Origin of the sequence: Rhizobium jaguaris, from assembly GCF_003627755.1 — a bacterium.
GTDB lineage: Bacteria > Pseudomonadota > Alphaproteobacteria > Rhizobiales > Rhizobiaceae > Rhizobium > Rhizobium jaguaris.
This window is the reverse complement of the sequence record NZ_CP032694.1, coordinates 3,380,043-3,403,767: the sequence shown is the minus strand read 5'-3', so window position 1 is coordinate 3,403,767 and position 23,725 is coordinate 3,380,043. Positions and strand designations below refer to the sequence as shown.

The window sequence follows — 23,725 nt, the reverse complement described above, 5'->3', positions numbered from 1 at the left end:
TTCGATATTTCTGATGTTTTTCCTTGTGGCATATTCAGCCAGCCGGTATAACCTCTTCATCGATATTGGTGAATGAACTTTGCCTCGACGCACTCTGCGCGACATTGACGAACTTCCCTCTCAAAATCGGTCTAAAGCACCCGGGCGGTTGCCTGGAATGCGATCTTTATACGAGTGATTGAAAGGTCATCGCTATGAGCACAGGTACTGTAAAGTGGTTCAATGCTGCCAAGGGTTTTGGTTTTATTCAGCCTGACGACGGCGCGACGGATGTCTTCGTGCACATTTCCGCGGTTGAACGCGCTGGAATGAGCACTCTCCGTGACGGCCAGAAGATTTCCTACGAGCTTGTCCAGGACAAGCGTTCCGGCAAGATGTCGGCTGACCAGCTTCAATCACTGTGAGGCATTTGCTTCTGGTCTTTGACCACGGATGTACTGGCATCGATCGTTGAGGCGATGAAGGAAGAGGTCGGGTTAGCCCGGCCTTTTTTGTATTTTGCTCTAGGCGAGCAGTCATTGAAAATATTTCTCGAACGGCTTGCGCGAAGTTGATCGCTGCGAGAGTCCGGTTTTGCGCTTCTGCAAAAATTAGATGTAAAACTGCCGCTTCAATCGGCGTTTTACAACTGAACATTTGGAAACAAGCATCCCATGCGCCCTCTCATCGAGATCATTCCCACAGACCCCGAACCTGATGTGAAAGCTGGCATCCTCGCCGCGTTGGTTTCCTTCAACGCCGAAATGCGGGACTTCGCGCCGGAGGAACCGGATTTCGCCATCGCTATCCGCGATCCGGAAACGAAGGAAGTCACGGGCGGTCTCTATGGTGTCGACGGCTACGGCTGGGCCTTCGTCAAGTTCCTGATCGTGCCGGAACAATATCGCGGAATGGGGCTCGGCACTCGATTGATCGAGGAAGCTGAAGCGATCGCGAAGGCGCGTGGCTACATCGGCATCTGGTTGGACACGTTTGAATTCCAGGCTCGCCCCTTTTTCGAGAAGCTTGGCTACACGCTGTTTGGCGAGCTTGAAGGCGGCAGCGGCGCTGTTCCGCGATATTTCCTCAAAAAGAAGTTCTGAATGACGACCTGCTTCATTGGGCTGCGGCTAGCCAGTCGCAAGATCGCTGGCGAGCGAGTTTTTCGAGACTTTCGCTGAAGCAATTCAGTGTCCGCCGAGCGCGTCCTCGGGCGACTTCTTGCGGTGGCCGCTGATTTCCGAACCGGCGGTGCTCGAGAAGCGGGCGTTCCAGACCATGGCGAGAAGCGCGATCAGGGTGACGACGATGAAGGCGGCGGAGAAGTCGCTCATCTCGGCGGTCGCGTGTTCGCGCACATACATCGAGCCATGCAGGGCAAGAGCTGCGACGCAAATGCCGAGCGACAGCATCAACTGCTGGAACGTCGTATAGAAACTCGTCGCCGAGCTCATGCGCTCGCGCTCGATCTCGTCATAGGCGATGGTGTTATAGGCCGTGAACTGGAACGACATGAAGAAGCCGCAGAAGAACAGGATCACGAAGATCAGCGGCAACGGCCAGTCGGGCCGGAAGATCGAGCAAAGCCCGTAGCCGAGCGTGCCGATCACGCCGAAGATCAGCAGGCTGGTGCGGAAGCCGAGCCTGCGCAGGATCTTGAGCTGCAGCGGCTTCATTGCCATCGAGCCGAGGGCTGTGGCGATGGAGATCTGACCGGCGGAGGCGGCGGACAGGCCGAAACCGAGCTGCAGCATCAGCGGAATGAGGAAGGGCGTAGCGCCCTGGCTGATGCGCGTCAGCGAGCCCGCGATGACCGATGCTCCAAAGGTCGGTACCCTCATCAGCGAGAAATCCATGATCGGCGACGGATGCTTGCGGGCATGGCGAAGGTAGGCGATGCCGAACAGCAGGCCGATCGAAATCAGGAACACGGCCAGATAGCCTTCGCCTTCGCGGCTCGACATTTCGAAGCCGAACAGCAGCGAGCCGAGCGAAATGCCGGATAGGACGAAGCCCGACAGATCGAAGCGGCCGTTCCTCGGGCCTTTCACGTCTTCGATGAACATCGTGACGAGAGCGAAACCGATAATGCCGATCGGTACGTTGATGTAGAAGATCCAGCGCCAGTCGAGATAGGTGACGAACATGCCCCCGATGGGGGGACCGAGAATCGGGCCGACAAGCGCTGGAATGAGCAGCCAGGACATGGCGGACACCATATCCTTGCGCGCGACACTGCGCATCAGCACGAGACGGCCGACCGGGATCATCATGGCGCCGCCGAGGCCCTGGATCAGGCGGGCGACGACGAGGAAGAACAAGGTGGGAGCCTGGGCACAGAGGAGCGAGCCGACCACGAAAACGGCGATGGCCGTTCGGAAAACCGTGCGAGAGCCATAACGATCGGCGATCGCGCCGCTCGCCGGAATGAAGATCGCGAGGCTGAGCAGATAGGAGGTGAGCGCGATGCTCATCGCCGGCGCACTGACGCTAAAGTCTCTCGCCATGGTCGGCAGCGCTGTGGCGAGAACGGTCGCGTCAAGCTGCTCCATGAACATGGCGCTTGCTACGATAAGCGCGATAACACGAAAACTAGGGGCGGCCCGCCGGGTTGGGGCGGCCTGGAAAATCTGGTCCGACATTGTCGGGGATCGCTCTCGATGGCGCGGTGGGGTCCAAAGACAGAACCGCAAGTCTGGTGACGGCGCAAAGGCCGATTGGAACGGGGGCTGGTATACTCCCGCTCACGCGGGATGACTATATCCGAATTTGCAAATCTTATTGATCGAAATGGAAAAAACGACGCAGGCGGGCAGGAATGTCACAGCCGATGAATGCCAGATGAACAGGCAGTAGCGATTAGCATTGGTTGTATCGATCACGGTCTGTTTTCCCGCGTAAGATGGTGTGTTTCAATTGCTGATTTTATGTCAGGAATAAGCTGACATAAGCGCACTTAAGTCATGTTCCATCCTGTTGCATAAAGGTTTCCGAAACGAAATCGGAGCCGGTCCGACCTCGGCCGCCTGACTTCTGACACCTAACCACATCTTCAAGGAGAAGATCATGTTTGTAATCACTGCCGTGACCGGCAAGGTCGGTGGCACGACCGCACACGCGCTCATTAGCGCGGGGCATAAGATCCGGGCCGTAGTTCGCGACCGGGCGAAGGGTGCGGAATGGGAAAAGCTCGGCGTGGAAGTCGCCGTCGCCACTTTCGATGATGCCGATGCGCTGGCGCGGGCTTTCGAGGGTGCCGAAGGCGTCTTCGTCATGGCCTCGCCGAATTTCGCACCCGATCCCGGTTTTCCAGGTGCCCGCAGGGATGCCGCGGCACAAGCGGCCGCCATCCAGCGCGCGCAGCCGGGCAAAGTCGTGATGCTGTCGTCGATCGGCGGTCAGCGCACCTCCGGTCTCGGGCTTATCACCCAGGTGCATATGCTGGAAGAGGCGCTGGCGCCGTTGACCATGCCGGTCGCCACGCTGCGGCCGACCTGGTTCATGGAGAATTCGTTGTGGGATATCGCACCAGCACGCGAAACCGGCGAGATGCCAAGCTATCTGTCGCCGCTCGACAAGCCTTATTCGATGATCGCCACCGCCGATATCGGTGCCATTGCGGCAAGGACGATGGCCGAGTCCTGGACCGGCCGCCGGGTGATCGAGATCGAAGGGCCGAAGCGTTATACCCAGATCGAAATCGCGACCCTGATCGGTCAAGCCATCGGTCGCCCGGTCGTCGCCAAGCCCGTCCCGCGCGCCGAGTGGGAACAGCGTTTCCGGGCGCAGGGTGCTGCGTGGCCGGAGCCGCGCATCGAGATGATTGAAAGCTTCAGCTCCGGCTGGATCGACTTCGAGCCTGCTGAAGTCAACGAACACGTAGTGGCGCCGACGCCCTTTGAAACCGTGCTGGCTGAGCTCGCCAAGATCGCTTAGGGATCAGTAGCCTTCGGCGAGACCCGAGCCGGCGCGGCTGTCCATCGCGCCGTTGTAGCGGGCTCCGCCACCCTTGGCGATATCGCCTAGGCTCTTGCCGCCGACGAGAATGCCGGCGGCCTGACCCCAGACCGGCCAATCGCCGCCGACCTCAACATTGTAGCCCATGCCGGTCAGCAGTTTGATCGTGTCGGGAGACAGCGTGTAGGGCTCGGTATAGACTTTGTCCGGCAGCCACTGGTGATGGATACGCGGCGCGTCGATCGCCTGCTGAATATCCATGCCGAAATCGATAACATTGACGATCGATTCGAGAGTGATCGTGATGATGCGTGCGCCGCCAGGGCTGCCGATCACCATGAAGGGCTTTCCGTCTTTGGCGACGATGGTCGGGCTCATCGAGGAAAGCGGCGTCTTCTTCGGCTGGATGGCATTGGCCTCGCCCTGCACCAGACCGTAGAGATTGGGTACCCCTGGCTTGGATGTGAAATCGTCCATCTCGTTGTTGAGCAAGATGCCGGTGCCGGGCGCGACCACGCCGGCGCCGAAGGAGCCGTTTAGTGTATAGGTGACGGCAACCGCATTGCCGTCATTGTCGATGATCGAATAATGTGTGGTCTCCGTGCTCTCGCCGAGACCGTTCGGCTTCAGATTCTTGGAGACGCCGGCGCGATAGGGATCGATGCTGTCGCGGATTTTCTTGGCATAGTCTTTATCGAGCAGCTTGCTGATGGGATTGTTGACGAAATCAGGATCACCTAGCGCGGAATTGCGATCAACATAGGCGTGGCGCATGGCTTCGGCCATGAGATGCACGGTGGCTGCGGAGCCGTAGCCGGTATAGGAAAGCGGATAGCCTTCCAACACGTTGAGGATCTCACAAATGATCACACCGCCGGAAGAGGGCGGCGGCGAGGAGATGATCTCATAGCCCCGGTAATTGCACGTCACCGGATCGAGTTCGCGGACTTTGTACTGCTCGAAATCCTCCTTCGCCAGAATGCCGCCCTTGTCGCGGCTGGCGTTGACAATGGCGTCGGCGGTCGCCCCTTTGTAGAAGCCGTCCGGACCTTGTTCCGAAATTCTGGACAGGGCCGCGCCGAGCTGCGGCTGAGTCAGCGTGTCGCCGGTTTCGAAGGGCTTACCGTCTGCTTTGACGAAGATAGCGGCCGCGGCCGGATCGCGTGCCAGCCATTTCTTGCCTTCATTCAGCTCGGCGGCATCCGCCTGGTTCAAAGCAAAACCTTCCTTGGCGTAGCGGATTGCCGGCGCCATCAGTTCTTGACGGGATTTCGTGCCGTATTTCTCGCGCGCGGTCTCGAATCCCATGACGGAGCCCGGCACGCCGACAGCAAGATAGCCGTCCGTGCTTGCGCCTTTGACGACATTGCCTTTGGCGTCGAGATACATGGTCTTGCTCGAGGCAAGCGGCGCGCGTTCGCGGAAGTCAAGAAATGCCGTCTTACCGTCCTTCAGCCGGATGGTCATGAAGCCGCCGCCGCCGATATTGCCAGCGGTCGGATAAACCACAGCCAACGCATAACCGACCGCGACCGCGGCATCCACGGCGTTGCCGTCGTTCTTCAGCACGTCGACGCCGACATCGGTCGCCAGATGTTGGGCAGTGACTACCATGCCGTGCTCAGCCTCGACCGGCTGTGGTGCTGCGGCTTGAACGGTGGTGATGGAAAAGAGCCCGAAGGCGAAGATGGTGGCTGAGGATATCGCCCGTTGGCGGAAATGGCGCATGATAGTCCCTCCCGAAATCAGGTTCTGCCGTAAGGGAACCTATCGCGGGCGTTGTGTCTAGTGTTGAAATGCGTTCTGCTGTTGAAATTTCGCTAGCGGCCCGTCGCAGCCGAGTGCCCGGAATCGGGACCTGATGGAGATTCGTCCCGACGATAGGCAAGAGTGTCATCCGGCTAATCGGGTTAATGCAAACGCGCTAAACGAGAGGTGTGCAATCGATCTTTCGAGCCTTTTGAATGCGGCGGTTAATGCCTTTTTGCACTCGCAATATTTTCTTCATCAGTACAGTCTACTTTAGGTAGGCGCCTGTGGCAGGCGGAAGTATTGCGTGGAGGACTGACATGATCGTCACGAAACTCGAGCAGTGGAAGAACGAACGCAATAGCCAGCCGAAGCCGGTTGTCATCGCCAGGAAGGCGCATGTCGTCGAGATCGAATGCACGCATTGTCGTCGTCATTTTTTCCGGTGGGCATCGACAGCACCCGCCTATTGGCGCTGCGAGGATTGCTCCACCAATCCTGATCTAATGCAGCCCGGCGACTAACGCATATCGTGCAACAGTGTGCCGCGATTTTGTGATAACGACATGCGCAAAACCACGGGCCTAAAACGCATGGACCTGAAAGGTCGCGATGCGCTTTAGGCGATCAGGATGGCTCGGAAATCATTGACATTCGTCCCGGTCGGTCCGGGCACGAAGAGGTCCCCGATCGCGTCGAATGCCGACCAGGCATCGTTGTTTCTCAGCATCTCAGCGGGGACTAGCCCGGCCTTGCGCAGCCGCGCCACTGTGCTTGCGTCGGCAAAGGCGCCGGCATTGTCTTCGCTGCCGTCGATGCCGTCAGTATCGGCGGCCATAGCGTAAATACCGGTGTGGCCGTCGATGTCGATCGCCAGCGACAGCAGAAATTCGGAGTTTCGCCCGCCCTTGCCCTTGCCTGTCAGCGTTACTGTCGTTTCCCCACCCGACAGCAACACGATCGGCTTGGCGGAAGGGCGATTGCGATGAAGGATCTCGCGGGCAATGGCGGCATGGACATGGGCTGCCTCGCGGGCTTCCCCTTCGATCGCATCCGAAAGAATCGCCGCCTCGATGCCGGCCTCGCGCGCCACTCTGGCCGCAGCCTCCAGCGAGACGCCGGCCGATGCGATGACATGCACTTCATTGCGGGCAAAGCGCGGATCGTCCGTCGGCGGCGCATCGGCTTCCGGCTTTTCGATATGCGCGAGCACGGCGGCGGGCAGTTCGATGCGGTAAAGACGGATGAGATCCAGCGCCTCTGCCCATGTACCGGCGCCGGGTACGGTCGGGCCGGAGGCGACGAGGGCCGGATCGTCACCGGGGATATCGGAAACCACCAGCGAGACGACCTTGGCCGGATAGGCGGCTGCTGCGAGGCGGCCGCCTTTGATGGTGGACAGATGTTTGCGGATGACGTTCATCGCCGAAATCGGCGCGCCGGAGGCGAGCAGCGCCTTGTTGACGGCGATCTCGTCGGCAAGGGTAAGGCTGCCCGCCGGGGAGGGCAGTAGTGCCGATCCACCGCCGGAGATCAGGGCGATCACCAGATCGTCCTTCGTCAATCCTTCGACCAGCTTCAACAGCCGCCCGGAGGCGACGAGGCCGGCTTCATCGGGAACAGGATGGGCGGCTTCGATGATCTCGATGTAGCGGCAGGGGGCGGCAAAGCCGTAGCGCGTCACCACTAGCCCTTCCAGCGGGCCATCCCAGCATTGTTCCAAGGCAGCAGCCATTTGCGCCGATCCTTTGCCAGCGCCGATGACGATCGTCCGTCCCTTAGGTTTTGCCGGCAGATGCGCGCGGATGCCGGTCATAGGATCGGCGGCGCGAACGGCTGCGTCGAAGAGGGAGGTGAGGAAAGCGCGGGGATCGGAAACGGTCATGTCGAAATTTGCCTGTCTGCGATGAGCTTATGATCATGTGGTGGCGCAACTGACATGAACACGCAAGGGCTGGTAACGACGATTGTGTCGGGCGAGGTGAATCCCTATGTGTTGTGCAGCAGTTTCAGCGATTTTATCTGAGGGATTTTCGATATGGCCGAGTTGAAGGTGAAGACGAGACAGACGGGCGCTACGGCGACGGTCGGCCGAACCGGCCTTCCGCATGTGACGTCGGTGACAGGCGGCGAAATCGACATCGTCACCTCGCCATCGCAGCCAGGCTTCAATCCGCTCGACCTGCTTTATTCGTCGCTGTCCGCCTGCCTCGTACTCAGCGCCCGCATGGCTGCAAGCAGTCTCGGCGTGCTCGACAAACTGACGGAAGTGACTGCCGTCGTGACTGGCGAGAAGGCGACGGAAGGACTGTCGCGCGTCGAAAAATTCAACATCGCCTTCACGATCAAAGGCGATTTCGGTGACGAGATCCGCAATGCCATCGCGCACGCCGCCGAGGACGAGATCTGTACCGTCAGCAATACGATCCGGGGAAATCCGAGCTTCGAGACAGTGATTTCGGGGTGAGTTAGTGCAGGTGGAGAAAGCCCCTCATCCGCCCTGTAGGGCACCTTCTCCCCGTTTTGACGGGGAGAAGGGGATAGATGCACCACCGCGGTCCCCTTCACCAACGAAATAGGCGAGAAACAAAGGTCGTCCCCTCTCCCCGTCAAAACGGGGAGAGGGCTAGGGTGAGGGGTTTTTCGTTATTTCGAGGGGAACTCAAATCCCTCCAGATAAGGTCCAAGCTCAGGATCGATATCCACTTTCACCACATTGTTGTAGACCGCCGTGGCAATCATGATGCCGGCGAAAGCCACGAGGTTGGCTAGCGTCGGTTCATCATAGCGCGCCTTCAATCGGTCCCACAATTCCTCCGGCACGGCGTTGGAATCCCTGACGATGGCCTTGCCGAAATCGATCAGCAGCGCCTCGTCTTCAGTGGGTACGATGGTTTCCGGCATCAGGCCGACGTTGATCAGCGCCCGGCGGAAGAAGCCGACAGGGATGATCGAGCGGCTTTCCAGCGAAATGGCATGGCAGAAAAGCCAGACGGCGCGGTCGTCCAGCGCCGGGCGCAGTTCTTCGCGCAGCGTGAACCATTCGGCATAGATGCGGTGTGCCACCGGTGAGTGCAGCAGCGTCCGCTTCATATTGGTCATGCGGCCGCGAAGCTCCACTTCGCGGTCGTGTTCGGCGCGGACAGCTTCGGAGGCGGTGTCGTAATCGATCGGCGTGATATGGCTCATCTGCTGTGTCTCTTATTGCGCCGCTTCGGAAGTCGGTGTGAAGAAGCGGTTCTGCGGGCGTGGCAGGCCGAGATGTTCGCGCAATGTCGTGCCCTCGTATTCGCGGCGGAAAATGCCGCGGCGTTGCAGTTCCGGAACGACACGCGTGGTCACGTCCAGCAAGCCCTGCGGCAGGAAGGGGAAGACGACGTTGAAACCGTCGGATCCTTCCTCCCGCAGCCATTGCTCCATCTCGTCGGCAATGGTCTGCGGCGTGCCGATGAAGGCGAGGCCGGCATAGCCGCCAAGGCGCTGGGCAAGCTGGCGCACGGTCAGCTTTTCCGCTTCGGCCAATGCGATGACGCGTTCCCTGCCGCTCTTGCTGGCATTGGTTTCCGGGATTTCCGGCAGCGGGCCATCGGGATCGAAGCTGGAGGCATCATGACCGAGCGCGATCGACAGGGAGGCGATGGCGCTGTCGTAATGGACGAGGCTATCGAGCTTGGCGCGTTTGGCCTTCGCCTCCTCGATCGTATCGCCGACGACGATGAAGGCGGCGGGAAGGATCTTCAGGTGATCCGGGTTGCGGCCGATGCGCTGCATCCGGCTCTTGATGTCGGCGTAAATCGCCTTGCCGTCGGCGAGATTGCGAGGGGCGGCGAAGACCGCTTCGGCCGTTTCGGCGGCAAGCTGGCGTCCGGCATCCGATTGCCCGGCCTGGACGATCACCGGCCAACCCTGTGGCGGGCGGGCAATATTGAGCGGCCCGCGCACGCTCAACTCTTCGCCCTTGTGGGCAAGCACATGCATCCTTTCCGGATCGAAGAAGATGCCGCTTTCGGCATCGCGGAGGAAAGCGTCGTCGGCGAAGCTGTCCCAGAGGCCGGTGACGACATCGTAGAATTCGCGGGCGCGGTGATAGCGTTCGCCGTGCTCCATATGCTCTTCAAGGCCGAAATTCAGTGCTGCGTCCGGATTGGATGTCGTCACGATATTCCAGCCGGCGCGACCGCCGCTAATATGGTCAAGAGAGGCGAAACGGCGGGCGATGTGGTATGGCTGGTCGAAGGTGGTGGAGGCCGTTGCGACGAGACCGATCTTTTCGGTGACAGCGGCGAGCGCCGAGAGCAGCGTGAAAGGCTCGAAAGACGTTACAGTCTGGCTGCGCTTCAACGCCTCGATGGGCATGTTCAGCACGGCGAGATGATCGGCCATGAAAAAGGCATCAAATTTCGCCTGTTCCAGCGCTTGTGCGAAGCTCTTGATGTGCTTGAAATTGAAGTTCGCATCCGGATAGGAGCCGGGATAGCGCCATGCGCCGGTATGCAGGCTGACTGGGCGCATGAAGGCCCCAAGCTTGAGTTGCTTCTGTTCAGACATGGGTTCATCCCTCTCGGACATCGCTGGTTCATGGCAGCCTGCGCGGGCAGGCGCCTACAAGAATATCGCCTTCGACGTAGGAGCGTTATCGGCGCATTCAAAGAGCCGATTTCATTTATTTGATCGGTTCCATGGAATATTCATCCAGCGCCGCTTTCCACCTCTGTTTGTCGGGCAAAAACCCTGACAAGCCAGTCGATGAAGACGCGCACGCGCGGGGAAAGCTGGCGATTGCGGGGATAGAGCATCGAGACAGGTGTCCTGGTTGGCGGAAAGTCCTTGAGGACGTGCACCAGTTCGCCGGATTTCAGGGCATGTTCGGCGTGATAGCGCGGCACCTGGATCAGGCCCAGGCCAAGCTTGGCCGCTGAAAAATAGCTTTCGGCGGCGTTAACCGAGACTGTCGCAGGCAGGCTAATATTGCGCACTGCACCATCGACGATGAACTCCAACGGCAGCAATCCGCCCGTCGCCGACGAGCGGAAGCCGACCATGCGGTGGCCGTCGAGGGCTTCCGGATGCTGAGGGATGCCGAAGTGCTCGATATAAGCAGGCGCTGCCAGCGTGATCTCCTCCAGCAGGGCGACGCGGCGGGCGATCATGTCGCTATCCTGCGGCGTGCCGACACGCAGCACGCAGTCGATGCCTTCGCGAATGAGATCAACGAAGCGGTCGCCCTCTGTCATGTAGAGCTCGATTTCCGGATAGGTCTCCAGGAAAGAAGGCAGGTTCGGCAGTACGAAATGCCGGGCCAGCGTGCCATGGACATCGACGCGCAGCAGGCCCTTCGGCTTGGCGCCGGCAAAGGCACCCTCCGCATCTTCTATGTCTGATAGAATACGCAGGCAGCGCTGGTAGTAGGCTTCGCCATCCAGCGTCGGGCTGACATGCCGTGTCGTTCGCTGCAGCAAGCGAACGCCGAGCCGCGCCTCCAGTTGTTTAACGGCGTCCGTCACCGTGGAGCGCGGCAGACCGGTGTCTTCGGCGGCCAGCGTGAAGCTGCGCCGTTCCACGACGCGGGAAAACACCCGCATGGCATCGAATCTGTCCATTTTTCTTTGTTCGGTAATTTCGGATAGTGATGTCAAATAATGGCTGATTATCCGCAATCTGAAAAGAGGCATCTTCCTCTCATCGAAACGCGCTACGGCGCAATCACAGTGAAGGATGAAGGCAATGACCAACAATTCCAAAAAGGTAGCTATCGTTACCGGCGCGTCCCGCGGTATCGGCGCAGCGATTGCGGAACGCCTCGCTCAAGACGGTTTCACCGTCGTCATCAATTACTCCGGCAGCGAAGCCGCCGCCGAGGAGCTGGCCCGCAGGATCGAGGAAAAGGGCGGCAAGGCGCTGACCGCCAAGGCTGATGTCTCCGATGCCGAAGCCGTGCGCCGTATGTTCGATGCAGCCGAGGCCGCTTTTGGTGGCGTCGACGTCCTGGTCAACAACGCCGGCATCATGCAGCTCGCCAAGATCGCCGATGCCGACGACGCCCATTTCGACCGGCATATCGCCATCAATCTGAAGGGTACGTTCAATACGCTGCGCGAAGCCGGCAAGCGTCTGCGCGATGGCGGCCGGATCATCAACTTCTCGACCAGCGTCGTCGGGCTCAAGCTCGAGACTTATGGCGTCTACGCTGCCACCAAGGCCGCCGTCGAAACACTGACCGGCATCATGTCCAAGGAACTGCGTGGCCGGTCGATCACGGTCAACGCCGTGGCTCCCGGTCCGACGGCCACTGACCTCTTCCTCAACGGCAAGAGCGACGAGCTGATCGATCGCATGGCCAAGATGAACCCGCTGGAGCGGCTGGGTACGCCGGAAGACATCGCCGCTGCCGTCTCCTTCCTCGCCGGCCCGGACGGCGGCTGGATCAACGGTCAGACGCTGCGCGCCAATGGCGGCATGATCTGAGCCCTCCCAGGTGTCGGCGGGGTAAGGCCGTCGCCGCCGGCCCATACCGATCTGAACTCATTTCACCCATTCGCGGCACAGCCACTTCGAAAAGGAATACGATCATGAGCAAGCAAGTTATCGTCATCACCGGTGCATCGAGCGGCTTCGGTGCTCTCACTGCCCGCGCGCTCGCCAAGGCGGGCCACACCGTCTACGCCAGCATGCGCGAAACAGAAGGCCGTAATGCGCCGCAGGTCGCCGAGGTCGCTGCCTTCGCCAGGGAGAACGGCGTGGACCTGAAGGCCGTCGAACTCGACGTCGCTTCTGATACCTCCGTCGAGGCAGGTATCGCCAGGGTTATCGAGCAGGAAGGCCATATCGACGTCATCATCCACAATGCTGGTCACATGTCCTTCGGTCCGGCGGAAGCCTTCACGCCGGAACAGTTCGCCCAGCTTTACGACATCAACGTCTTGAGCACCCAGCGCGTCAATCGAGCAGCACTTCCCCATCTGCGCAAGCAGGGCAAGGGCCTGGTGGTCTGGGTGTCGTCGTCCAGCACCCGCGGCGGTACGCCGCCGTATCTCTCGCCCTATTTCGCCGCCAAGGCCGCCATGGATTCGCTCGCCGTCTCCTACGCGTCCGAACTGACCCGGTGGGGCATCGAAACTGCCATCATCGTGCCCGGCGCCTTCACCAAGGGTACCAACCACTTTGCCCATTCCGGCTCGCCGGCCGACAAGGCGCGTGCTGCCGAATATGACAATGGTCCCTATGCCGGCGTTCCGGATCAGGCGCTGAAGGGTTTGGCTTCGCTGGAGCCCGCCGACGCCGATGCCGCCTCGGTCGCCGTCGCTATCGTCGATGTCGTCAACATGCCCTTCGGCACGCGTCCGTTCCGCACCCATATCGATCCGTCCGAGGACGGCGCGGAAATCGTCAACGGCGTCGCCGACCGCGTCCGCGCTGAACTCTTCTGGCGCATCGGCCTGGAATATCTGTTGAAGCCGCATGTGAAGGGTTGAACCGACCGTCTTGCTGCACCATTTCTGTGTGATATCGCCGCTTCTGTGCCACAGGAGCGGCGATCGTTTGTTTCTGGCTGGGCGATTTGCGTTGTGCAGCGTTCCAAGGCCGCCTATTTCGTATTAAAGCGAATCTATTCCGGGGTCGGGAGATATCCATGAACGACAAGGACATTGGCGAAATCGCCTCCTGGCTCATGCAGAGCGGCCTTAAAGGCATGGGGGAAGCCGACATCCTGGCGGGCTTCTGCGAGGCATGCCGTCAGCGCGGGCTCAATGTCGATCGCGCGATGGCGCTGATGGATACGCTGCATCCGGTCTATGAAGGTCGTGCCTTCCGTTGGGACGGCAATCAGGTGATCGAACGCGAGTTCGAATATGGCCCGTCGCATCAGGGGATCGCCGCCGAGAACTGGCTGCGTTCCTCCTTCTATCATTTGCTGACGACAGGCGGAGACGAGGTGCGTCGGCGCATAGGCTTCGGCGACCCAATCGATTTCTTCGGGCTCGATACGCTGAAGACCGACGGTCACACCGACTATCTCGCCATGGTGCACCGGTTCGAAGAAGGGGGCACCATCGGTGAGATGGATTGTTTCTATTCTCACTTCGCCACTGCCGCTGATGCAGGTTTCCTTGACGAGGACCTGCGTGTGCTGCGCAAGCTCACACCGGCCCTGGCATTGGCAATCAAATGTACCGCCATGGGACGCATTGCCCGAACCATTGCCGAGGTTTATCTCGGCGAAGATGCCGCCCGGCATGTTCTCGAGGGGAAGATCACGCGCGGCAAGGCCGAGCGCATCTCGGCGGCGCTGTGGTTTTCCGACCTTGCCAACTATACCCGCATTTCCGACACGGCCGAGCCCGATGAAATCATTCCGATGCTGAATGCTTACGCCGACGCAGTGATTTCCTCGATCCACGAGGCCGGCGGCAATGTGCTGAAACTGATCGGCGATGGCACGCTGGCGATCTTCAAAGCGCGCGATGCGGGTGATGCCTGTGCCGCGGCGCTAATGGCGGAATCGTTGCTGCGCCAGCGGCTGCGTGATCTCAATTCCCAGCGGCAGATCGAGGGCAGGCCGGTGACCGACGTCTATCTCGGCCTGCACATCGGTGATGTTTTCTACGGCAATATCGGCAGCATGGACCGGCTGGACTTTACCGTCATAGGTCCGGCCGTCAACGAGGTCAGCCGCATTGCCTCCATGTGCCGTTCGGCCGACCGCAACATACTGATGTCGTCGAATTTCGTCTCTGCCCTCGCGTCCAGCCAGAGCAACGATCTCGTCTCGGTCGGCCGCTACGCGCTGCGCGGCGTCAACCGGCCGCAGGAGCTGTTCACGCTGCTGTCGTCGGCGGCGTGACGGCTTTCACCGGCGGCCGGCGGCAAACATCGGGCCGCCTTTGTGTGGGGGGAAACCGTAGCCGTTGATCATCACCAGATCGATATCGCTGGCGCGAGCGGCGATACCCTCTGCCAAGAGCGCATCGCCCTCATCGGCCATGGCCTTCAGCAACCGGGTGACGATCTCGTCTGCCGTAAAGCTTTTGGGCGCGATGTCCTTTTCGGCGCGGGCAGTTTCGATGATGGCCGTCACTTCGGGGTCGACGGTGCGTTTGCCGTCGGGATAGGCATACCAGCCGCGCCCGGCCTTCTGTCCGAAGCGGCCGGCTTCGCAGAGGCGATCGGCGATGACGACATAGCGGGCGGCGGGATCGCGCGTTGCCGTCTGGCGTTTGCGCCGCGCCCAGGCGATTTCGAGGCCGGCCATGTCGTAGACCGCGAAGAGGCCCATCGGGAAGCCGAAGGCCTCCAGCGCCGCATCAATCTCATGTGGCAGTGCGCCGTCTTCGACCATGAATTCGGCCTCACGGCGATAGGCGGAGAAGATGCGATTGCCGATGAAGCCCTCGGTGACGCCGCAGACGACCGGTAGTTTTCCAAGGCGCTTGGCGAAGGCGAGCGCGCTCGCCAGCACATCCGGCGCCGTCTTTTCGCAATTCACGACCTCCAGCAGCCGCATGACATTGGCGGGCGAGAAGAAATGCAGGCCGACGACCCGCTCAGGATGCGCGGTTGCGGCGCCGATGACATTTGGATCGAGGTAGCTGGTGTTGGTCGCAAGGATGGCGTCCGTGCGAATGATGCTGCCGAGGCGCTGGAACAGCTCGGTCTTGACGGTCAGATCATCGAAGACGGCTTCGATGACGAGATCGGCTTGTCCGAGCTCCTGAGCATCGGCGGCAACCGTCAGACGGCTCAGGCGATCGTCCCGGCCTGCCGTATCGATGCGGCCGGATTGCACGGCTTTGTCGAGGATGCCGGTAATCCGCTCGCGGCCGTTGTCGGCAGCGTCCTGGGTTTGTTCGATGCCGATGACGCGATAGCCGGCGTTCAGCGCAGCCACCGCGATACCGGAGCCCATCAGGCCGGTGCCGACAATGCCGACAGTTTCGATCTTGCGCGGCGCGACTTTTTCCAGGCTTTCGACCCTGCCAGCGGCTCGCTCTGCGAAGAAAACGTGGCGGAGCGCTGCGGCCTCCCGGCTGTCGCGGAGTTCCATGAAGGTGCGGCGTTCTTCGGCTAGCCCTTCTGCAAGAGAGGTCGTCCCAGCGAGGCGAACGAGACGGACGGCTTCGGCTGGGGCACGCTGACCGCGTGCCTTGCGAAGGGCTTCTGTGGCTGCTTTGTCGATCGCTTCCGCAGGTTCTGACGGAACAGACAGCGTGCCCGTACGCCGCAAGGGGAGATCGGCTGCGCTCTTGGCACTGACAATGGCAGCATCGATCAGCGGGCTTTCGATCAGGCCATCAATGATCCCGAGCTTGTGTGCTTCGTTGGCCGAAATAATTCGTCCGCTAGAGATCAGTTCGATAGCAGCGGCGGTGCCGATCAGGCGCGGCAGGCGTTGCGTGCCGCCGGCACCGGGAACGATGCCAAGTTTGACCTCCGGCAGGCCGATTTTCGCGGAGGGGCCGGCGTCGCGCTTATGGCAGGCAAGCGCCACTTCCAGGCCGCCACCCAAGGCAACACCGTTAATGGCCGCGACGATAGGTTTGGAGAAATTCTCTATTCGGGCAATGACTTGCGGCAGCAGCGGCTCGATGGGAGGCTTGCCGAATTCCTTGATATCGGCGCCGCCGATGAAGGCGTTGCCAGCCCCCGTCAATACAAGGGCAACGATTGCACTGTCTTTCTCCGCGTGATCCATCGCCGCCATCAGGCCGGCGCGGACATCGGCCGAGAGCGCATTGACGGGCGGATTGTCGATGGTCACGACGAGAACGCCATCGGTCAGCGTCGCTGAGATTGTGTCCGAAAAGCGCAATGCCGACATGACCAGACCATCCTATTCCGGGATAACGGCAGTCGCCTGGATCTCGATCTTGGCGCGATCCTCGACGAGGGCGACGACCTGCACAGCGGCCATGGCCGGGAAGTGCCGGCCGATGATCTCACGATAGACTTGGCCGATGCCCTTCAGATTGGCGAGATATTCCTGCTTGTCGGTGAAATACCAGGTCATCGAGGTGATATGCTTCGGTTCGGCGCCGCCTTCGGCGAGGATGGCGACGACATTCTTCAGCGTCTGACGCACCTGCTCGACGAAATCGTCGCTTTCGAATTCGCAGGCGGCGTTCCAGCCGACCTGGCCGCCAACGAACACCATGCGGCCGGTTGCCGCCATGCCGTTGGCATATCCGATCGGCTTGGCCCAGCCTTCAGGTTGCAGGATGGTGTGCATCGGTCGTCTCCAGATGAGGGGTCAGTGCGGCACGGATATCGTCCGGCCATGCAAGCGATTGGTGGGTGTCGAGGGAGGTGGAAACGACACGATGACGGGCGGTCCACAGAACGTGTCCATTCGCCGAGACCTGATGTTCCAGATCGAGCGAGGAACGGCCGATGCCGCGCACCGCCAGCACGAAATCGAGCTCGTCGCCCTGGAAGCCGGGCCGCACGAAGGTCACGTCGAGCCGCACGGTCGGCACGCCGATGCGGCGGTCGTCAACCAGCGTCTTCCAGGGGAAGCCCAGCGACGCGAAATAATCCTCCAGCACCCCGACCAGGATGTTCAGATAGGACGGAAAGTAAGCGATCCCGGAGGGATCGCAGTCTCCGAAGCGCAGAGGTCTGGTGGTTTTGAACGCCACGGCCGGCCTCAGTTCGAAAAAGCGGCGATGCCGGTAATGGCGCGGCCGAGGATGAGGGCGTGAATGTCGTGGGTGCCTTCGTAGGTGTTGACAACTTCGAGGTTGACGAGATGGCGGGCAATGCCGAACTCGTCGGATATGCCGTTGCCGCCGAGCATGTCGCGGGCCGCACGGGCAATGTCGAGCGCCTTGCCGCAGCTATTGCGCTTCAGGATCGAGGTCAGCTCCACTGGCGGATGGCCGTCTTCCTTCATCCGGCCGAGCCGCAGGCAACCCTGCAGGCCGAGCGTGATCTCGGTCACCATGTCGGCAAGCTTCTTCTGGATGAGCTGGTTGGCGGCGAGCGGCCGGCCGAACTGCTTGCGGTCGAGCACATATTGCCGCGCCTTGGCGTAGCAATCCTCAGCCGCACCAAGCGCGCCCCAGGCGATGCCGAAGCGGGCCGAGTTCAGGCAGGTGAAAGGACCCTTGAGGCCCGATACGTTCGGCAGCAGATTTTCTTCCGGCACGAAGACATTGTCCATGACGACTTCGCCGGTGATGGAGGCGCGCAGGCCCACCTTGCCGTGGATGGCCGGGGCGGACAGGCCCTTCCAGCCCTTTTCCAGGATGAAGCCTCTGATAACGCCGTCTTCGGTTTTGGCCCAGACGACGAAGACATCGGCGATGGGCGCATTGGAGATCCAGGTCTTGGCACCGGTCAGGCTGTAGCCGCCATCGACCTGTTTGGCCCGAGTCACCATCGAGCCGGGATCGGAGCCGTGGTTCGGTTCGGTGAGGCCGAAGCAGCCGATCCATTCGCCGGTCGCGAGCTTCGGCAGATACTTCTGCTTCTGCGCCTCGGAGCCGAAGGCATTGATCGGCACCATGACGAGCGAGGATTGCACGCTCATCATCGAGCGGTAGCCGCTGTCGACGCGCTCGACCTCACGGGCGATCAGCCCATAGGCGACATAACCGAGGCCGGCGCCGCCGTATTCCGGCGCGATCGTCGGGCCGAGCAGGCCGAGTTCGCCCATCTCACGGAAGATCGACGGATCGGTCTTCTCGTGGCGGAAAGCTTCGAGCACGCGGGGCGCCAATTTCTCCTGCGCATAGGCATGAGCCGTGTCCAGCACCATGCGCTCGTCATCGCTCAATTGCTCCGCCAGGCGGAACGGATCGGCCCAATCGAAAATCTCGCGGCTCATCGTCTTTTCTCCCGTCAATTGTTTTTCAGAAGCTCGCGCGCGACGATCAGTTTCTGAACTTCCGTCGCACCCTCGTAAATGCGAAGCGCGCGTATCTCCCGATAGAGTTTTTCCGTTATCTCTCCCGCCTTGACGCCACGTCCGCCGAACAGCTGGACGGCGCGGTCGATGACGGCTTGCGCGGTTTCCGTGGCCGTCATCTTGGCCATGGCCGCCTCGCGCGTCGTCGGCAGGTGCTGCACGTCGCGACGCCAGGCCGCCCGATAGGTGAGCAAGGCCGCCGCGTCGATGCCGGTCGCCATATCGCCGAGGGCGGCCTGCGTCAACTGAAGGTCGCCGAGCGTCGCGCCGAACATCGGCCGGGTGCGGACATGGGCCAGCGACTCGTCCAGCGCCCGCCGGGCAAAGCCAAGGCTTGCGGCGGCAACGGAGGCGCGGAAGATATCGAGCGTGCGCATGGCGATCTTGAAGCCTTCGCCCGGTGCGCCAAGCCGGCGCGAAGCGGGAATGCGGCAATTCTCGAAACGGATCGTCGCGAGCGGATGCGGCGCGATGACTTCGATGCGCTCGGCGATCGAGAAGCCCGGATCGTCGGCAAGGACGACGAAAGCAGAAATGCCGCGCGTGCCCGGCGCCTCGCCTGTGCGGGCGAACACCGTATAGACATCGGCGATGCCGCCATTGGAAATCCAGGTCTTTTCACCGTCGAGGACATAATAATCGCCATCGGCACGGGCGGCACAGGCCATCGCTGCAACATCCGAACCGGCATCCTTTTCCGACAGCGCGAAAGCGGAAAGCCAGTCGCCGGCGCGCACTTTCGGCAGCACGGCGGCGCGCAGCTCGGCCGAGCCGGAAAGGCCGATCGCGCCGGTGCCGAGGCCCTGCATGGCAAAGGCGAAATCGGCAAGGCCGTCGTGCCAGGCAAGCGTTTCACGGGCAAGACAGACGAGGCGGGAATCGATCAGTGGAGAGCTGTCGGAAGTGCCGGTCGCGGCTGTAAGGAGGCCGGCCTCGCCAAACGCCTTGACCAGCTTACGGCAGGCGCCGTCGACATCGCCATGGTCGATTTCGGCCATGGCGGAGGACTTGGCGAAAGCGTCCACTTCAGCCGCGAATTCCCGGTGGCGTTCATCGAAGAACGGCCAATCCAAATGGTCCCGTGTCGGACCCGGGAGGCTTGATACCGCGGACATCGCCTCAATTCCCCTGGAATTCAGGCTTGCGCTTGGCGGCGAAGGCCTCGAAGGCGCGGCGGAAATCCTGCGTCGCCATGCAGACGGCCTGGGCCTGCGCTTCGGATTCGATCATCTCGTCGATGCCCATCGCCCATTCCTGGTTCAGCATGGTCTTGGTCATGCCATGCGCGAACCATGGTCCGTCGGCCAGTGAGCGTGCGAGCTTGACGGCTTCCTGCTCCAGATCGGCGCTGGCATGCAGGCCGTTGTAGAAACCCCAGGCATGGCCTTCGGCCGATGTCATCGAACGGCCGGTAAAGAGCAGTTCGGCGGCGCGGCCCTGGCCGATGATGCGGGGCAGGATGCCGCAAGCGCCCATGTCGGCGCCGGCAAGACCGACGCGAGTGAACAGGAAGGCCGTCTTGGCTTCCGGCGTTGCCAGACGCATGTCGGAAGCCATCGCCAGAATGGCGCCCGCGCCGGCGCATATGCCATCGACGGCAGAGATGATCGGCTGCGGGCACTTGCGCATGGCTTTCACCAGATCGCCGGTCATGCGCGTGAAGGCGAGAAGCTCGGGCATTGCCATGCGGGTCAAGGGTTCGATGATCTCGAAGACATCGCCGCCGGAAGAGAAATTGCCGCCAGCTCCGGTCAATACCACGGCGCGAACGTCAGACGCGTAGGCAAGGTCGCGGAAGAGATCGCGCAGTTCGGCGTAGCTGTCGAATGTCAGCGGGTTTTTGCGTTCCGGCCGGTTCAGCCGGATGGTGGCGACGCGGCCATCCTCACTGACTTCCCAAAGGAAATGCTGTGGCTTGTAGTCCCTGAAGGGCTTGAGATGGCCCTGCATCGTCATGTCCCGATCGCTCATCCTGCTAAAACCTCCCCACCGGCAACCGCGATTGCCTGTCCATTGATCGATGCAGCGGCCGGGGACGCCAGCCATAAAACGGTGTCGGCAACCTCCTCGGGTTTGACAAGCCGTCCCTGCGGATTGGATTTGGTGAATTCCGAAAGCGCCTGTTCTGCGGTGCGTCCCGTCTTGGTGACGATCGTTGCGATCGAGCGTTCGATGATCGGCGTATCGGTGAAACCGGGGCAGACAGCGTTGACGGTGATGCCAGTCTTTGCCAGTTCGAGCGCCAGCGAGCGCGTCAGACCGACGACGCCATGTTTGGCGGCGACGTAGGCGGAAACATAGCCATAGCCGGTCAGGCCCGCCGTCGAAGCGATGTTGATAATGCGGGCACCTGCTCCATGCGCTTTGAGATCGGGCAGGGCGGCTTGCGTCACCAGGAAAACACCGGTGAGATCGACCGCGAGGACGCGGTTCCACATGTCCAGGCTGGTCTTCTCAAACGGCGCGCTTGGCGCCTCGCCCGCATTGTTGACGAGAATATCGACGGGGCCGAATTTCTCGTGGGCGATGCGCAGGCCGTTCGCGATCGCGTCGGCATTGGTGACGTCGAAATCGCCAACGACGACGGCATTTGCTCCAATTTCGGCAGCTACCGCCTCCAGCTGTTCTCTTCTCCGCCCAGCCAGCGTCACGCGAGCACCCTCAGCAGCGAGCGCCCGCGCGATTGCGGCACCAATGCCGCTGCCGGCGCCAGTGACAAGGGCGTGACGGCCCGCGAGTTTGCCGGTCGTCGTCATCGTTTCCTCACTTTGCCGGTGCGGCAGCGGCGGCCGCGCGGGCAAGATTGGTTTCGTATTGCGTCTTGCCGGAGAGATATTGCTTCGGCCAGGGGATCGAGCTCAGGCCGATCTTGGCGGCTTCGTGCAGCGACCAGGCGGGATCAGCCAGATGCGCGCGGGCGACAGCGCAGAGATCGGCGCGACCGGCGGCGATGATCGAATTGGCGTGGTCGGCCTCAGAGATTGCACCGACGGCAATGGTCGGGATGCCGATCTCATTGCGGATCTTGTCCGAGAACGGTGTCTGGAACAGGCGGCCGTAAACCGGCTTTTCTTCCTTCGACACTTGGCCCGACGAACAATCGATCAAGTCGGCGCCGGCGTCCTTGAACATGGCTGCAAAGATAGCCGCATCCTCCGGCGTGTTGCCGCCATCGGTCCAGTCATGGCAGGAAAGCCGGACAGACATGGGCTTGTCCTCCGGCCAGATCGCACGCATGGCGCGGAAAATCTCCAGGGGATAACGAGCGCGGTTTTCATGGCTGCCGCCGTACTCGTCCTCGCGCAAATTGGTGAGCGGCGACAAGAAGCTCGACAGGAGATAGCCGTGAGCGCAGTGCAGTTCCAGCCAGTCAGCACCAGTGGTGATCGCCAATTCCGTGGCATGGAGGAAGTCGGCCTTGACGCGATCCATGTCGGCGCGGTCCATGGCTTTCGGTACCTGGCTGTTCTTGAGATAGGGAACGGCGGAGGCTGAGATCAGCGGCCATTCGCCCTCGGCAACCGGCTGATCGATGCCTTCCCAGGCGACCTTCGTCGCCCCCTTGCGGCCGGCATGACCGAGCTGGATGCCGACCTTGGCGGCGCTGTTCGTATGCACGAATTCGACAAGCCGCCTCCACTGTGCCGCCTGTTCCTCATTCCAAAGACCAAGGCAGCCGGGTGTTATGCGGGCATCTGGCGTGACGCAGGTCATTTCCGCAAAGACGAGGCCAGCACCGCCCAGAGCGCGCGAACCGAGATGGATGATGTGGAAATCGTTCATCACGCCGTTTTGCGCCGAATACATCGCCATCGGCGAGACGACGATGCGGTTGACGAGCGATACGTCGCGTAGCTGATAGGGCGTAAACATCGGCGGCAGGCAGCGGTCGTTGCCGACCGCAAGGCCGGATTTCTTGGCGAACCACCGCTCGTAGCCTTCGAGCCAGTCTTTGTCGCGCAGGCGCAGGTTCTCGTGGCTGATGCGCTGCGAGCGGGTCAGCATCGAATACATGAACTGCTCGGGTTCCAGCGTGTCGGCATAGCGCCGCCCGACCACCTCGAACCATTCCATGGCGTTGCGCGCCGCATTCTGGATGCGGGCGACGTCGACGCGGCGGATTTCTTCGTAGGTTTCGAGGACCGCCAGGATCTTCTCTTTGCTGTGACCATGGATCTGAAACTGTCGGGTCAGCTCGATAGCGTCGTCGATGGCGAGCTTGGTGCCGGAGCCGATGGCAAAATGGGCGGTGTGGGCTGCATCACCCATCAGCACGACGTGCGAATTGCCGTTGAAATGGCTCCACTTGCCGCAGATCAACCGGTTGAAATTCAGCCAGGCCGAGCCGCGGAGATGGCGGGAATTGGTCATCAGCGAGGCGCCGTCAAGCACTTCCGAGAACAGGTTCTCGCAGAAGGCGATCGAGCCGTCCTGGTCCATCTTGTCGAGACCGTGGGCTAGGTAGGCTTCCTCGGTCGTTTCGACGATGAAAGTGGAGGTCTTGTCATCGAACTTATAGATGTGTGCCTGGAACCAGCCGTGCTCGCTCTTGCGGAAATCGAAGGTGAAGGCGTCGTAGAGCTTGTTGGTGCCGAGCCAGATATAGCGGTTCGGCCGGGTGATCATGTCCGGCTGGAAGACTTCGGGATAATGGTTGCGAATCCGTGAGTTCAAACCATCCGAACCGACGATCAGATCGGCGTCCGGAAAGTCGAGATCGGACGTGACGTCGGTCTCGAAGATCAGTTCGACGCCCAGAGCCTCGCAGCGCTTCTGCAGGATGTTCAGCAGCTTCTTGCGGCCGATGCCCACGAAGCCGTGACCCGAGGTGCGCTGGCGCGTTCCCTTGAACCAGACTTCGATATCGTCCCAATGGTTGAAGGCGTCCTCGATTTCGGCCGCACTCTCCGGATCCCATTGGCGCATCGACACCATGGTTGCATCGGAGAAGACGACCCCCCAACCGAAGGTGTCATAGGGGCGGTTGCGCTCGACGACCTTGATGGAATGCTCGGGATGCAGCTTCTTCATCAGAAGCCCGAAATAGAGCCCGCGGGTCCGCCGCCGATGCAGACGATTTTCATCGCTAATCCCTCCTGTGACACCGAAGTCGGGTCACTCGAATTATTTAAGTTT

The 23,725-nt window shown here is 61.1% G+C and carries 21 protein-coding genes and 1 pseudogene; 8 read left to right on the top strand and 14 right to left on the bottom strand.

The features are described 5' to 3' along the window. Positions 1–194: 194 nt before the first annotated feature. Positions 195–404, top strand: coding sequence for a cold-shock protein (locus tag CCGE525_RS16575; RefSeq protein WP_120705242.1), 210 nt, complete (start codon positions 195–197; stop codon positions 402–404). A gap of 249 nt (positions 405–653) precedes the next feature. Beyond that, positions 654–1,082, top strand: coding sequence for a GNAT family N-acetyltransferase (locus tag CCGE525_RS16570; protein ID WP_120705241.1), 429 nt, complete (start codon positions 654–656; stop codon positions 1,080–1,082). A gap of 84 nt (positions 1,083–1,166) precedes the next feature. Here the strand turns inward: CCGE525_RS16570 and CCGE525_RS16565 are convergent, their stop codons facing one another. Beyond that, positions 1,167–2,621, bottom strand: a complete 1,455-nt coding sequence (locus CCGE525_RS16565) for an MFS transporter (protein ID WP_120705240.1) — start codon at positions 2,619–2,621, stop codon at positions 1,167–1,169. A 424-nt stretch (positions 2,622–3,045) separates the two neighbouring features. Between CCGE525_RS16565 and CCGE525_RS16560 the strand changes: the two genes are divergently transcribed. Then, positions 3,046–3,915, top strand: coding sequence for an NmrA family NAD(P)-binding protein (locus CCGE525_RS16560; protein WP_120705239.1), 870 nt, complete (start codon positions 3,046–3,048; stop codon positions 3,913–3,915). Positions 3,916–3,918: 3 nt separating this feature from the next. Here the strand turns inward: CCGE525_RS16560 and ggt are convergent, their stop codons facing one another. Further along, a complete protein-coding gene (gene ggt / locus CCGE525_RS16555) occupies positions 3,919–5,664 on the bottom strand; it encodes a gamma-glutamyltransferase (protein ID WP_120705238.1) in 1,746 nt (581 codons plus the stop codon). A gap of 341 nt (positions 5,665–6,005) precedes the next feature. Between ggt and CCGE525_RS16550 the strand changes: the two genes are divergently transcribed. Further along, positions 6,006–6,209 (top strand): hypothetical protein, encoded by a 204-nt coding sequence (locus tag CCGE525_RS16550; protein WP_120705237.1) that lies wholly within the window; start codon positions 6,006–6,008, stop codon positions 6,207–6,209. 95 nt (positions 6,210–6,304) lie between these two features. On the opposite strand, the gene CCGE525_RS16545 is transcribed toward CCGE525_RS16550, so the two are convergent. Continuing rightward, positions 6,305–7,570: a glycerate kinase type-2 family protein gene (locus tag CCGE525_RS16545; RefSeq protein ID WP_120705236.1), complete on the bottom strand. Its 1,266-nt coding sequence runs from the start codon at positions 7,568–7,570 to the stop codon at positions 6,305–6,307. Positions 7,571–7,723: 153 nt separating this feature from the next. On the opposite strand from CCGE525_RS16545, the gene CCGE525_RS16540 reads away from it, so the two are divergent. Next, positions 7,724–8,152 (top strand): OsmC family protein, encoded by a 429-nt coding sequence (locus CCGE525_RS16540; RefSeq protein WP_120705235.1) that lies wholly within the window; start codon positions 7,724–7,726, stop codon positions 8,150–8,152. 179 nt (positions 8,153–8,331) lie between these two features. On the opposite strand, the gene CCGE525_RS16535 is transcribed toward CCGE525_RS16540, so the two are convergent. The 3 genes from CCGE525_RS16535 to CCGE525_RS16525 form a co-directional block, all read right to left on the bottom strand. Continuing rightward, on the bottom strand, positions 8,332–8,874 hold the full coding sequence (locus CCGE525_RS16535; RefSeq protein WP_120705234.1) for a carboxymuconolactone decarboxylase family protein: 543 nt from the start codon (positions 8,872–8,874) through the stop codon (positions 8,332–8,334). Positions 8,875–8,886: 12 nt separating this feature from the next. After that, positions 8,887–10,233 (bottom strand): LLM class flavin-dependent oxidoreductase, encoded by a 1,347-nt coding sequence (locus CCGE525_RS16530; protein ID WP_120705233.1) that lies wholly within the window; start codon positions 10,231–10,233, stop codon positions 8,887–8,889. 140 nt (positions 10,234–10,373) lie between these two features. Next, positions 10,374–11,285, bottom strand: coding sequence for a LysR family transcriptional regulator (locus tag CCGE525_RS16525; RefSeq protein WP_120705232.1), 912 nt, complete (start codon positions 11,283–11,285; stop codon positions 10,374–10,376). A 124-nt stretch (positions 11,286–11,409) separates the two neighbouring features. On the opposite strand from CCGE525_RS16525, the gene CCGE525_RS16520 reads away from it, so the two are divergent. The 3 genes from CCGE525_RS16520 to CCGE525_RS16510 all read left to right on the top strand — a co-directional run bounded on the left by CCGE525_RS16520 (position 11,410) and on the right by CCGE525_RS16510 (position 14,527). Continuing rightward, the gene (locus CCGE525_RS16520) at positions 11,410–12,150 is read left to right on the top strand and encodes an SDR family oxidoreductase (RefSeq protein ID WP_120705231.1); all 741 of its coding nucleotides are present in this window, start codon (positions 11,410–11,412) and stop codon (positions 12,148–12,150) included. Positions 12,151–12,254: 104 nt separating this feature from the next. Further along, positions 12,255–13,157, top strand: coding sequence for an SDR family oxidoreductase (locus tag CCGE525_RS16515; RefSeq protein WP_120705230.1), 903 nt, complete (start codon positions 12,255–12,257; stop codon positions 13,155–13,157). A 158-nt stretch (positions 13,158–13,315) separates the two neighbouring features. Further along, positions 13,316–14,527 carry an adenylate/guanylate cyclase domain-containing protein gene (locus CCGE525_RS16510; protein WP_120705229.1) on the top strand — a complete coding sequence of 404 codons (1,212 nt, stop codon included), beginning with the start codon at positions 13,316–13,318 and terminating at the stop codon, positions 14,525–14,527. A 6-nt stretch (positions 14,528–14,533) separates the two neighbouring features. On the opposite strand, the gene CCGE525_RS16505 is transcribed toward CCGE525_RS16510, so the two are convergent. From CCGE525_RS16505 to CCGE525_RS16470, 8 genes and pseudogenes are all read right to left on the bottom strand, one after another. Beyond that, positions 14,534–16,501, bottom strand: a complete 1,968-nt coding sequence (locus tag CCGE525_RS16505; RefSeq protein WP_120705228.1) for a 3-hydroxyacyl-CoA dehydrogenase NAD-binding domain-containing protein — start codon at positions 16,499–16,501, stop codon at positions 14,534–14,536. A 12-nt stretch (positions 16,502–16,513) separates the two neighbouring features. Next, positions 16,514–16,909, bottom strand: a complete 396-nt coding sequence (locus tag CCGE525_RS16500) for a RidA family protein (protein WP_120705227.1) — start codon at positions 16,907–16,909, stop codon at positions 16,514–16,516. Beyond that, positions 16,887–17,318 (bottom strand): acyl-CoA thioesterase, encoded by a 432-nt coding sequence (locus tag CCGE525_RS16495; RefSeq protein WP_120705226.1) that lies wholly within the window; start codon positions 17,316–17,318, stop codon positions 16,887–16,889. Before CCGE525_RS16495 ends, CCGE525_RS16500 begins: the two co-directional genes overlap by 23 nt. Positions 17,319–17,326: 8 nt before the next feature. Next, the gene (locus CCGE525_RS16490) at positions 17,327–18,508 is read right to left on the bottom strand and encodes an acyl-CoA dehydrogenase (protein WP_120705225.1); all 1,182 of its coding nucleotides are present in this window, start codon (positions 18,506–18,508) and stop codon (positions 17,327–17,329) included. A 14-nt stretch (positions 18,509–18,522) separates the two neighbouring features. Next, on the bottom strand, positions 18,523–19,704 hold the full coding sequence (locus CCGE525_RS16485; protein WP_120705224.1) for an acyl-CoA dehydrogenase family protein: 1,182 nt from the start codon (positions 19,702–19,704) through the stop codon (positions 18,523–18,525). 4 nt (positions 19,705–19,708) lie between these two features. Continuing rightward, the gene (locus CCGE525_RS16480; RefSeq protein ID WP_120705223.1) at positions 19,709–20,560 is read right to left on the bottom strand and encodes an enoyl-CoA hydratase family protein; all 852 of its coding nucleotides are present in this window, start codon (positions 20,558–20,560) and stop codon (positions 19,709–19,711) included. Continuing rightward, entirely contained in the window at positions 20,557–21,345 is a 789-nt protein-coding gene (locus tag CCGE525_RS16475; RefSeq protein WP_120706446.1) for an SDR family NAD(P)-dependent oxidoreductase, read from the bottom strand. The genes CCGE525_RS16480 and CCGE525_RS16475 overlap by 4 nt, the downstream gene beginning before the upstream one ends. Positions 21,346–21,352: 7 nt before the next feature. Continuing rightward, positions 21,353–23,673 (bottom strand): annotated as a pseudogene (locus tag CCGE525_RS16470) (bifunctional salicylyl-CoA 5-hydroxylase/oxidoreductase). Positions 23,674–23,725 lie beyond the last annotated feature (52 nt).